Below are 10,953 nucleotides of genomic sequence, written 5' to 3'. Positions count from 1 at the left end.
CGCCATCGTCGAGGCGGTGGGTCGCGTCGATGTGGGTCAGGGCGCGGTGGTGGCGCAGGGCCTCTGCCTCGCCGTCGAGGCGCTGCCCGGCACGGATGCGATGCTCGACTGGGTGGCCGCGACCGCGCGGCGGCCCGATCCCGCGGGCGCGCGGGGCGTGCTCTACAAGGCGCCGAAGCCGGGGCAGGACCGGCGCATCGACCTGCCGACGCTGGGGCCCGCCACCGTGGCGCGTGCGGCCGCGGCAGGCCTTGCGGGCCTCGTCTGGGAGGCGGGGGGCGTGATCCTCCTCGACCGGGCCGAGGCGGTGCGCGCGGCCGAGGAGGCGGGTCTCTTCCTCTGGGCGAGAGAGCCATGAAATTCTTCCTGATCGCGGGCGAGCCCTCCGGCGACCGCCTCGGCGGCGCGCTCATGGCGGGGCTCTCCCAGCTCGCGCCGGGGATGGAGTTCGCCGGCGTGGGCGGGCCATCGATGCAGGCCCAGGGGCTCTCGAGCCTCTTTCCGATGGAGGAGCTCTCGGTCATGGGTCTGGCCGAGATCCTGCCGAAATATCTCCACCTCCGCCGCCGGGTGCAGGAGGCGGCCGCGGCCTGCCTCGCCTCGGGCGCCGAGGCGCTGGTGACCATCGACAGCCCGGACTTCGGGCTTCGCGTGGCGGCGCTGGTGAAGCAGGCGAAGCCGTCCGTCCGCACAATCCATTATGTTGCCCCCTCGGTCTGGGCCTGGCGGCCGGGCCGGGCGGCGAAGATGGCGCGGCATGTCGATCACGTCCTGGCGCTGCTGCCCTTCGAGCCGCCCTACATGACGGCGGCCGGCATGAGCTGCGACTTCGTGGGCCATCCGGTCGTGGCCGAGCCGCGCGCGAGCGAGGCCGAGGTGCAGGCGCTGCGCGAGCGGCTGGGGACGGGCCCCGCGATCCTCGTGCTGCCGGGCTCGCGCCGGTCCGAGGTCACGCGGCTCGCGCCGGTCTTCGGCGAGGTGCTGGCACGGCTGCGCCACCGCCATCCGGGGCTCACCGCCCTCGTGCCGACCGTGCCGCATGTGGCGGGCCTCGTGCGCGAGCTGGTGGCGGGGTGGCCGGTGCATCCGCTGGTGATCGAGGAGGCGGAGCGCAAGCGCGCGGCCTTCGCCGCCGCCGATGTGGCGCTGGCGGCCTCGGGCACCGTCTCGCTGGAGCTTGCGGCGAACGGCACGCCCATGGTGATCGCCTACGACATGAACCCGCTGTCGATGTGGCTCATCACGCGGATGGCGCGGATCGACACGGTGACGCTGGTCAATCTCGTCTCGGACAGCCGCGTGATCCCCGAATTCCTCGGGCCGCGCTGCAAGGCCCCCTCGATCGCGCCGGCGCTGCTGGGCCTTCTTGAGGACGAGGGCCAGCGCGCGGCGCAGGTGGCGGCCATGGAGCTTACGATGGAGCGGCTGGGGCAGGGCGGCGAGCCGCCGGGCCTGCGCGCCGCCCGCTCGGTCCTGTCGGTGCTGCCCGGCTGAGGGCCGCGACCGGCCGGCCGGTGGGGGCCGCCGTCCCTGCCGCGGGTGCGATCCGGCCGGGTGCTTCTCGGCGGTCCGCCTGCGGACACGTTGACGCGGGCCGCGGCCCCCTGTAGCGGACGGGCATGGCACGCGCACCCCTTCTCCAGCTTTCCGGCATTTCCCTCACCTTCGGCGGCGAGCCGATCTTCGACGGGCTCGATCTCGTGGTCCAGCCGCAGGACCGGGTGGCCCTCGTCGGCCGCAACGGCTCGGGCAAGTCCACGCTCCTCAAGGTCATGGCGGGCCTTGTCGAGCCCGACCGCGGCGAGCGCGTGGTGCCGGCGGGCACCTCCGTGGGATATATGGAGCAGGATCCCGACCTGTCGGCCTTCGCCACGCTCGGCGATTATGCGGCCTCGGGTCTCGCACAGGGCGAGGAATACCGGGTCGAGATGGTGGCCGAGGGGCTGAAGTTCCGCCCCGAGACCCCGGTCGCCACCGCCTCGGGCGGCGAGCGGCGGCGGGCGGCGCTGGCCAAGCTCATGGCCGAGGCGCCCGAACTCATGCTGCTCGACGAGCCCACGAACCACCTCGACATTCAGGCGATCCAGTGGCTCGAGGCCCAGCTGGCCGAGACCCGCACGGCCTTCGTCCTCATCAGCCACGACCGCGCCTTCCTGCGCGCCCTCTCGCGCGCGACGCTCTGGATCGACCGCGGGCAGGTGCGCCGCCGCGAGGCGGGGTTCGAGGGCTTCGAGGAATGGCGCGAGCAGATCTGGGCCGAGGAAGACGACCAGCGCCACAAGCTCGACCGCAAGATCAAGGCCGAGGCCCGCTGGGCGGTCGAGGGGATCTCGGCGCGCAGGAAGCGCAACCAGGGCAGGCTCCGGGCGCTGGCCGCGATGCGTGAGGAACGCCGGTCCCAGATTCGCCGGCAGGGCACGGCGGCGCTGGAATTCGAGGCGGGGCCGACCTCGGGCAAGCGCGTGATCGAGGCGAAGGGGCTCACGAAAGCCTTCGACGGGAAACCGATCGTGAAGGATTTCTCGCTCCGCGTGCTGCGCGGAGACCGCGTGGCCTTCGTCGGACCGAACGGGGTGGGCAAGACGACGCTCCTGAAGCTCCTCACCGGCGAGATGGAGCCCGATGCGGGCAGCGTGACGCTCGGCACCAACCTGCAGGTGGCGGTGTTCGACCAGACCCGCGCGCAGCTCGACCCCGAAGCCTCGCTCTGGGACAGCCTGACGACCGATCCGGCCATGCGCGTCTCGGGCCAGCAGGATCAGGTGCTCGTGCGCGGCCAGCCGCGTCATGTGGTGGGCTATCTCAAGGATTTCCTGTTCGACGAGCGGCAGGCCCGCGCGCCGGTGCGTTCGCTGTCGGGCGGCGAGAAGGCGCGGCTTCTGCTCGCGCGGATCATGGCGCGCGAATCGAACCTGTTGATCCTCGACGAGCCGACCAACGATCTCGACGTCGAGACGCTCGATCTTCTGCAGGACATTCTCGGGGATTACGAAGGCACGGTGCTTCTCGTGAGCCACGACCGGGATTTCATCGACCGCGTGGCGACGACGACGGTCGCGCTCGAGGGGCAGGGCCGGGCCACCGTCTATGCCGGTGGCTGGAGCGACCATCTGGCCCAGCGGGGCGAGACAGCGCCCGCCGCGCCGCCGCGGGCCGAGCCCGCGCGCGAGGCGCCGAAGGCCGCGCCGAAGCCCGAGGCGCGCAAGCCCTCGGAGGGCCTCACCTTCACCGAGCGCAAGCGTCTCGACGCGCTGCCGGGCCTCATCGAGCGGCTCGAGGCCGAGATCGCGAAGCTCGGGGAGTTCCTTGCAGCCGACGATCTCTTCACCCGCGAGCCGGTCAAGTTCCAGAAGGCCAGCGAGGCGATGGCGGAGCGTCAGGCCCTTCTTTCGCAGGCCGAAGAAGAGTGGCTGATGCTCGAGGACAAGGCCAGCAAAGGTTAGCCGATGCACGGGGCGCCGTGCGCTGGAATTGGCGCATGCCGGTGCCGGGGCTTCACCTCCTCGTGAGCAGATCTGGCGAACCCCCCTCCCGAGAAATAGGACATGTGCACGGAAGGCGTCGTCATCCCCGGCGACGCAAGACCGTCAACGAGAGATCCGGCATCCCCGCAAAAGCAGCAGTGCGGACGTCGGAAGCTTAATTGGAGACAGAGATGAAACGCATTGTAGCGCTCGCGCTCGGTGGCCTTCTTGCCGCTCCCGCCTTTGCCGGCGGCCCGGTGACCGTGGCCCCGGAACCGGTCGTCGAACCGGTGCCCGCCCCCGTCGTGGTTGCGCCCGTTGCCGACTGGAACGGTTTCTACGTTGGTGGCCAGCTGGGCTACGGTAAGGTCGACACGAACATCGACGGCGTCGATGGCAACGGCGCCATCGGCGGTGTGCACGCGGGCTACCGCTACGACTTCGGCCGTGCCGTCGTCGGTGCCGAACTGGCCTATGACGTGACGAACATCGACCTCGACGGCGTTGCCGACAGCGAAGTCGACAATGTCACCACGCTGAAGCTGATGGCGGGCGGCAAGATGGGCAAGGGCCTGCTCTATGCCACGGCCGGCGGCACCTGGGCTGACGCTACCATCGGCGGCGCGGACGTCTCGGACAATGGCTACGTCTATGGCGTGGGCTACGACTACATGGTCAATGACCGCTGGTCGGTGGGCGCCGAACTTCTGCGCCACACCTGGGACGATTTCGACGACTCGGGCGTCGATGTGGACGCGACCACGCTGCAGGCGAAGGTCGGCTTCCGCTTCTGAGGCCAATGGCCTGACCACAGGAAAGGGCGCGGAGCGATCCGCGCCCTTTTCCATGCCGCGGCATCGGGCGGCTCTCCGCGGTGCCGTGGATGTCGGCCCGGCGAGGCGCCTTGGGCCGATGAGACCGCGCAGAGGTGCGGCCTGCGACAATGTGTCCCCTCCCCTCCATCTCTTGAGCCGCCGCCGGGACAGTCCGCTATATTGCCGGCAGAATCGCGCTACTGGCGGGAATATGACGGTGATGGATGATCTGGACGGGAAGATCATCGGCCTTCTGGTCGAGGATGCCCGGAAGCCGCTGACGGAGGTCGCGGGGCAGGTGGGGCTTTCGACCTCGGCCGTGAACGAGCGTGTCCGGCGGCTGGTCGCACAGGGCGTCATCCGGCGCTTCACGGTCGATGCCTCGCCCGAGGCGCTGGGGCTGCCCGTTCTGGCGCTGATCTGGGCCGCCGTGCCGCACGCGCGGGAGGCGGCCTTCCGCAGCTTCGCAGCCACTCATCCGGGCATCGTCGAATGCCACCATGTCACCGGCGTCTGGTCCTACCTCATCCACCTGCGCGTGGCCGATCTTGCGGGCGTCGAGACCTTCCTGACCCACCTCAAGTCCGAGGATCTGCTGGAACGGTCCGAGACCATGCTGGCCCTCTCGACCGTGCGGTCCGCCCCCTGGGTGCCCCGATGAGCGCCTCCGACCGAAGACCCCGAGACGCCTGCTCGACGGGTGCCGACAGCGCGCGCGTCGCCTCGGCTTCGGCCGCGCCCCCTCGCTGTGCGGGTTGGCGTGCAGGACAGGCCGGGAGGACGGCAGTCGAGGGGAGGCCGGGAGGGGCCGATGTGGTCCGCCGCCCGGCACGGACAGGCGGCGGACGGGGCAGGAGTGTCGCGGCGGCGGCGGGCGGGCGGGCCCTCTCGCTCCGGCGCATCGGGCTCAAGGCAAGGCCGGCGCCGCGGTGCGCCTCGGCGGATCGGGGCAGGACGGGGAAGCGCAGGTCTCGCCGCCCGCGCCCCGTCGCCCGCAGCGGGAGGCGGTGCTGATGCTCTTTCTCAAGGCGCTTCTCATGGGGCTTGCCATCGCGGCTCCCTTGGGCCCGATCGGCGCGCTCTGCATCCAGAGGACGCTTGCGCATGGCTTCCGGGCGGGGATGGCGGGCGGTCTCGGCACGGCGCTGGCCGATGCCTGCTATGCCGCCGCGGCGGCCGGGGGCTTTGCGGCCTTCGCCGCGGTCCTCGACCGGATCCAGCTGCCGCTCGGGCTCGGCGGGGGGCTGTTCCTGATCTGGCTGGGCGTGAAGGGGCTGAGGACCGAGCCGCCCGCAGGGGCGGCGGCGGCCGCGGCGCCGCGCGGGCTCTGGTCGACGATGGCCGCCACCTTCCTGCTCACCCTCGCCAATCCCGCGACGATCCTCTCCTTCGCCGCGATCTTCGCGGGGCTCGGCCTTGCGCGCGAGGCGGATCTCGCCTCCGGTGCGACGGTGGTGGCGGGCGTCTTCACGGGCTCGATGCTCTGGTGGATCCTGCTTGCCGGTGGCGTGGCCATGGCGCAGCGCCGTCTGCCGCGCGCCTTCGCGACCTGGGTCGCCCGGGCCTCGGGCGGGCTCATGCTGGCCTTCGGCCTCTGGGCGATTGCGGCGGCATTCGGCTAGAGCGTCTCGCGGATCCTGCGCGGCAGGCCCTCGCGGATCAGCCGGTAGGAGACGGCGATGCGGTGCTCTGCCTCGTCCTCGGCGAGGTCGGGCCCGAAGGGCAGGAGCACCCAGCTCCGGTGCATGTAGGGCGCGCGCTCGGCACGCCCGGTCTCGATCAGCAGCGCCGCCGTCTCGACATCGGGGCATTTCACCGTGACCCCGTGCCCGGAGGCCCCGACGAGGGCGAAGATCCTGCCGCCGATCTTCCAGGCGTCGTGCCCCTCGTCCCAGGGATGGTCGAGGAGGGCGCCCGGCAGGGCGGCGCAGAGGCGGGAGACAGTGCTGCGATCCATCGGGCAACTCTGGGGCGGCGCGGCGCCCCTGTCCAGAGGCCCCTCGAATCCGTTGCCCGCGCCCGTCGGGGATGCTACCTCTCGCAGCATGAAGAGCATCTGCACCATCATTGGCTGCATCATTACCTGCTGACCAACGTCGCGGGCTGCTCTTTTCCGTTCCCTCCAAGGTCGTGATGTGAGAAGCCCGCGGGCGAGCCGAGCCTGCGAGGAGCCATGACCAAGATCCGCCTCACCAACACGAAGAGCCGCCGGAAGGAGGCGTTCGAGCCGATCGATCCGCTGAACGTGCGGCTCTATGTCTGCGGGCCCACGGTCTACGACCGGGCGCATCTGGGCAACGGCCGGCCGGTCGTGGTGTTCGATGTGCTCTTCCGGCTGCTGCGGCACGTCTACGGCGAGCGGCATGTGACCTATGTGCGCAACTTCACGGATGTGGACGACAAGATCAACGCGGCCGCGCAGGCGCGCAAGGAAGCGGGCGATCCGCGCAGCCTCGAGGCGCTGATCCGCGAGCGCACCGACGAGACGATCCGCTGGTATCACGAGGACATGGATGCGCTCGGCGCGCTTCGGCCCACGCACGAGCCGCGGGCGACCGAATGGATCGGCGCCATGATCGCGATGATCGGGGATCTGATCGCGAAGGGCCACGCCTACGAGCGCGAGGGGCATGTGCTCTTCCGCGTGCGCAGCTATCGCGACTATGGCGCGCTTTCGGGCCGGTCGGTCGATGACATGCTCGCGGGCGCGCGGGTCGAGGTCGCGCCCTTCAAGGAAGACCCGATGGATTTCGTGCTCTGGAAGCCGTCGGACGACGGGCTTCCGGGCTGGGAAAGCCCTTGGGGCCGCGGCCGCCCCGGCTGGCACATCGAATGCTCGGCCATGTCCTACGAGCTTCTGGGCGCGTCCTTCGACATCCATGCGGGCGGGATCGACCTGCAGTTCCCCCATCACGAAAACGAGATCGCGCAAAGCTGCTGCGCCCATCCCGAGGGCGGTTTCGCGAGGGTCTGGATGCATAATGAGATGCTGCTGGTGGACGGCAGGAAGATGTCGAAATCGCTCGGCAATTTCTTCACCGTGCGGGATCTTCTCGATCAGGGCTGGCCGGGCGAGATCATCCGGATGGTCTATCTCGGCACGCATTACGGCAAGCCCATGGACTGGACGGCCGAGAAGGCGGAACAGGCGAGGACGACGCTCAGGAACTGGGCGGAGATGGTCGAGGGAGCGGTGCCCGGCGAGGTGCGCGCCGAGGTGGTCGATCCCCTGTCCGACGATCTCAACACGGCGGGCGCGCTTGCAGCCCTGAACGATCTCTGGAAGCGGAAGGATGCTGCCGGCCTGCTGGCATCGGCGCATCTTCTGGGATTCGATCTGCAGGCGATCCGGCACCAGCCCTGGGCGCAGCCCTTCGCCTTCGAGGAGGTGGACGGGCGGTTCCTCCGGGAGGGCATCGACTACCAGCCGACCTTGAGCGTGATCGGATGGGGCGCAGTCGCCGACCGGACCCGGGAGACCGCGATCGCCATCCTGCACCGCTGGCTGGCCCTCCGCCACGTCGGGGACTTCGAGACCGCCGACCGTCTCAAGAGCGACGCGATGCGCCTCGGGGTGGAGTTGCGGGCGCACAAGTCGCCCACCGGCGTGGCCGGCGGACTGGCGAAGCTTGCCGACCGGGTCGATCCTGCCGCTCTGGAGGGTTTGCTGTGAGCGATGCGCCCCGGGCGGATCGGCAGGGCGGGGATCGGAGCGGGTCGGGCGCGACGGAAGCCGGGGGGCTGTCTGCCCCCCGGACCCCCCGAGGATATTTGGACCAGAATGAAGGGCAGGAACGCGTGGCGGGGCAAGGGGTGGCGTCGGGGTCGGTGAAGGAGCGGCTCTGGATCTATGACACGACGCTGCGCGACGGGCAGCAGACGCAGGGCGTGCAATTCTCGACGCCCGAGAAGCGGCAGATCGCCGAGGCGCTCGACCGGCTCGGGGTGGATTACATCGAGGGCGGCTGGCCGGGGGCCAATCCGACCGACTCGGAGTTCTTCGCGGCCCTGCCCGCCGTCCGGGCGCGGGTGGCGGCCTTCGGCATGACCAAGCGCGCGGGCCGCTCGGCCGAGAATGACGATGTGCTGGCAGCCGTGCTCGATGCGGGCACGGACACGGTCTGTCTCGTGGGCAAGACGCACGAGTTCCACGTGACGACGGCGCTGGGCGTGACGCTCGAGGAGAATCTCGAGGCGATCCGCGCCTCGGTGGCGCATGTCGTGGCCAGGGGGCGCGAGGCGATCCTCGATGCCGAGCATTTCTTCGACGGCTACCGGGCCAATCCCGCCTATGCGCTGGGTTGCCTGCAGGCGGCGCTGGGGGCGGGGGCGCGCTGGGTGGTGCTCTGCGACACGAACGGCGGCACGCTGCCCGCCGAGGTGGGGCGCATCGTGGCCGAGGTCATCGCCCAGGGCGTGCCCGGCGACCGTCTGGGGATCCACACCCATGACGATACCGGCACCGCGGTGGCGGCCACGCTCGCGGCCGTCGATGCGGGGGCGCGGCAGGTGCAGGGCACGCTGAACGGCCTGGGCGAGCGCTGCGGCAATGCGAACCTCACCACGCTCATCCCCACCTTCCTGCTGAAGGAGCCCTATGCCAGCCGCTTCGAGACCGGGATCAGCCGCGAGGCGCTGAGCGGCATGGTGCGGCTGAGCCGGATGCTCGACGACATCCTGAACCGGGTGCCGCGCCGGGCCTCGGCCTATGTCGGCGCCTCGGCCTTCGCGCACAAGGCGGGGCTCCATGCCTCGGCGATCCTGAAGGATCCCGCCACCTACGAACATGTCGATCCCGCCCTCGTGGGCAACGTGCGGGTGATCCCCATGTCGAACCAGGCCGGGCAGTCGAACCTGCGGGCGCGGTTGGCCGAGGCGGGGCTCGAGGTGCCTCCGGGCGATCCGCGGCTGGGGCGGATCCTCGAGACGGTCAAGGCGCGCGAGGATCAGGGCTATGCCTACGATTCCGCGCAGGCGAGCTTCGAGCTGGTGGCGCGGCGCGAGCTGGGCCTTCTGCCCAGCTTCTTCGAGGTGAAGCGCTACCGCGTGACCGTCGAGCGGCGGCGGGTGGGCCAGGGCACCATGACGCTCTCGGAAGCGGTGGTCGTGGTGCTGATCGACGGTCAGCGCGTGCTGTCGGTCTCGGAAAGCCTCGACGAGAACGGCACCGAGCGCGGCCCGGTGAACGCGCTGTCGAAGGCGCTGGCCAAGGATCTCGGCCGCTGGCAGTCGGTGATCGACGACATGCGGCTCGTGGATTTCAAGGTGCGGATCACGCAGGGCGGCACCGAGGCCGCGACCCGCGTCATCATCGACAGCGAGGACGGGCAGGGCCGGCGCTGGTCGACGGTGGGGGTCTCGCCCAATATCGTGGATGCCTCGTTCGAGGCGCTGCTCGATGCGATCAACTGGAAGCTCGTGCGCGACGCACGGCAGGAGGACAGCCGATGACGCCGGAAGAGGCCTTCTTCACCCTGCATTCCGGGCTCGAGCGCGAGGGCCCGGGCGATGCCGAGAGCCTCGCCTGGGCGCTCGGGGCCGCGCGCGTGCCCCGGGCCGGACGGGTGCTCGATGCGGGCTCGGGGCCGGGCGCGGATGTCGAGGCGCTGCTGGCCGCCGTGCCCGAGGGGCAGGTGGTGGCGATGGATCTGCACCGGCCCTACATCGACGAGCTCGCGGCGCGCCTCGGCGTCGATGCGCGGCTGCAGGCCGTGGCGGGCGACATGCGCGAGCCGGTGGGCATGTTCGACTTGATCTGGTGTGCGGGCGCCATCTCCGGCGTGGGGATCGCTGCGGCCCTTTCGGGCTGGCGGGCGCATCTGAAGCCGGGCGGCCGGGTGATCTTCTCGGAGCTCGGCTGGCGGATCGACAATCCGCCGCTCGAGGCGCGCGATTTCTGGGCCCGTTATCCCGCGATGCGGGACCGGGCGGGGATCCGTGCCGAGGTGGAGGAGGCGGGCTATCGCATCCTCGCCGACCGCTGGCTTCCCGACGCGGCCTGGCAGGCCTATTACGGGCCCCTCGCCGCGCGGATCGAACATCTGCGGGCGGAGGCCGAGCCGAGCCTCACCGACGCGCTCGATCAGGGCGCGGCCGAGATCGACCTCTGGCAGCGGCACGGGTCGAGCTACGGCTATCTTCAGGTGATCGCGGAGCCCGCCGCATGAGCCTCGAGGCCTGCGCGGCGCTGGTCGAGCGGGGCGATCCGGACCGTCATGCGGCGGCCATGGCCGCGCCCCCCGCGGCGCGGGCGCGGCTCTGGCCGCTCTATGCCTTCAACCTCGAGGTGGCGCGCGCACCCTGGGTCACGCGCGAGCCGATGATCGCCGAGATGCGCCTGCAATTCTGGCGCGACGTGGTGGAGGAGGCGCCCGCGGGCAAGAGCCGGGCGCATGAGGTGGCGGGGCCTCTGGCCGGGCTGATCCGCGAGGCGGCGCTGCCGGTGCCGCTGCTCGACGCGATGATCGAGGCGCGGCGGCACGACATCTGGGCCGAACCTTTTGCCGATGAGGCGGCCTTCGGCGCCCATCTCGAGGCCACGGCGGCCGGGCTCATGTGGGCTTCGGCGCTGGCGCTCGGCGCGCCCGCGGAGGCCGAGAGGGAGGTGCGGTCGGTGGGCTGGGCCGCGGGGCTCGCGGCCTTTCTGCAGGCGGTGCCCGAGCTCGAGGCGCGGG

11 protein-coding genes are annotated in these 10,953 nt (G+C 71.0%); 10 read left to right on the top strand and 1 reads right to left on the bottom strand.

The window, feature by feature from the left end:
- The 6 genes from lpxI to A9O63_RS04295 form a co-directional block, all read left to right on the top strand.
- A partial coding sequence (gene lpxI, locus A9O63_RS04320) for a UDP-2,3-diacylglucosamine diphosphatase LpxI domain-containing protein (protein WP_141703036.1) occupies window positions 1–358 on the top strand: 358 nt, incomplete at its 5' end.
- Complete coding sequence (gene lpxB, locus A9O63_RS04315) at window positions 355–1,494, top strand: lipid-A-disaccharide synthase (RefSeq protein ID WP_069330823.1); 1,140 nt, start codon at window positions 355–357, stop codon at window positions 1,492–1,494. The genes lpxI and lpxB, both read left to right, overlap by 4 nt.
- A gap of 125 nt (window positions 1,495–1,619) precedes the next feature.
- On the top strand, window positions 1,620–3,443 hold the full coding sequence (locus A9O63_RS04310) for an ABC-F family ATP-binding cassette domain-containing protein (protein ID WP_069330822.1): 1,824 nt from the start codon (window positions 1,620–1,622) through the stop codon (window positions 3,441–3,443).
- 212 nt (window positions 3,444–3,655) lie between these two features.
- A complete protein-coding gene (locus A9O63_RS04305; RefSeq protein WP_069330821.1) occupies window positions 3,656–4,258 on the top strand; it encodes an outer membrane protein in 603 nt (200 codons plus the stop codon).
- Window positions 4,259–4,490: 232 nt separating this feature from the next.
- Window positions 4,491–4,940 (top strand): Lrp/AsnC family transcriptional regulator, encoded by a 450-nt coding sequence (locus A9O63_RS04300; protein WP_069330820.1) that lies wholly within the window; start codon window positions 4,491–4,493, stop codon window positions 4,938–4,940.
- A gap of 352 nt (window positions 4,941–5,292) precedes the next feature.
- Complete coding sequence (locus tag A9O63_RS04295) at window positions 5,293–5,901, top strand: LysE family transporter (RefSeq protein ID WP_069330819.1); 609 nt, start codon at window positions 5,293–5,295, stop codon at window positions 5,899–5,901.
- Here the strand turns inward: A9O63_RS04295 and A9O63_RS04290 are convergent.
- Entirely contained in the window at window positions 5,898–6,236 is a 339-nt protein-coding gene (locus tag A9O63_RS04290) for an MmcQ/YjbR family DNA-binding protein (RefSeq protein WP_235836927.1), read from the bottom strand. The two genes, A9O63_RS04295 and A9O63_RS04290, sit on opposite strands and share 4 nt — an antisense overlap.
- A 216-nt stretch (window positions 6,237–6,452) precedes the next feature.
- Here A9O63_RS04290 and cysS point away from each other — a divergent pair, with 216 nt between their 5' ends.
- The 4 genes from cysS to A9O63_RS04270 form a co-directional block, all read left to right on the top strand.
- The gene (gene cysS, locus A9O63_RS04285) at window positions 6,453–7,952 is read left to right on the top strand and encodes a cysteine--tRNA ligase (protein ID WP_069330817.1); all 1,500 of its coding nucleotides are present in this window, start codon (window positions 6,453–6,455) and stop codon (window positions 7,950–7,952) included.
- A 125-nt stretch (window positions 7,953–8,077) separates the two neighbouring features.
- Window positions 8,078–9,730 (top strand): citramalate synthase, encoded by a 1,653-nt coding sequence (cimA, locus tag A9O63_RS04280; RefSeq protein WP_069330824.1) that lies wholly within the window; start codon window positions 8,078–8,080, stop codon window positions 9,728–9,730.
- Window positions 9,727–10,446 carry a class I SAM-dependent methyltransferase gene (locus A9O63_RS04275; protein ID WP_069330816.1) on the top strand — a complete coding sequence of 240 codons (720 nt, stop codon included), beginning with the start codon at window positions 9,727–9,729 and terminating at the stop codon, window positions 10,444–10,446. Before cimA ends, A9O63_RS04275 begins: the two co-directional genes overlap by 4 nt.
- The coding region (locus A9O63_RS04270; RefSeq protein WP_069330815.1) for a squalene/phytoene synthase family protein at window positions 10,443–10,953 on the top strand (511 nt) is incomplete at its 3' end. The genes A9O63_RS04275 and A9O63_RS04270, both read left to right, overlap by 4 nt.

The sequence above is a fragment of the Cereibacter johrii genome (genome assembly GCF_001720585.1).
Taxonomy (GTDB): Bacteria; Pseudomonadota; Alphaproteobacteria; order Rhodobacterales; family Rhodobacteraceae; genus Cereibacter_A; species Cereibacter_A johrii.
The sequence above is the reverse complement of the archived record's forward strand: the minus strand, read 5'-3'. Positions and strand labels throughout refer to the sequence as shown.

Excerpts from the sequence above, each read along its gene's own strand:
- lpxB (WP_069330823.1), top strand. The coding sequence starts at position 355 with ATGAAATTCTTCCTGATCGCGGGCGAGCCCTCCGGCGACCGCCTCGGC.
- A9O63_RS04305 (WP_069330821.1), top strand. The coding sequence starts at position 3,656 with ATGAAACGCATTGTAGCGCTCGCGCTCGGTGGCCTTCTTGCCGCTCCC.
- A9O63_RS04300 (WP_069330820.1), top strand. The coding sequence starts at position 4,491 with ATGACGGTGATGGATGATCTGGACGGGAAGATCATCGGCCTTCTGGTC.
- cysS (WP_069330817.1), top strand. The coding sequence starts at position 6,453 with ATGACCAAGATCCGCCTCACCAACACGAAGAGCCGCCGGAAGGAGGCG.
- A9O63_RS04290 (WP_235836927.1), bottom strand. The coding sequence starts at position 6,236 with ATGGATCGCAGCACTGTCTCCCGCCTCTGCGCCGCCCTGCCGGGCGCC.
- A9O63_RS04310 (WP_069330822.1), top strand. The coding sequence starts at position 1,620 with ATGGCACGCGCACCCCTTCTCCAGCTTTCCGGCATTTCCCTCACCTTC.
- A9O63_RS04275 (WP_069330816.1), top strand. The coding sequence starts at position 9,727 with ATGACGCCGGAAGAGGCCTTCTTCACCCTGCATTCCGGGCTCGAGCGC.
- A9O63_RS04295 (WP_069330819.1), top strand. The coding sequence starts at position 5,293 with ATGCTCTTTCTCAAGGCGCTTCTCATGGGGCTTGCCATCGCGGCTCCC.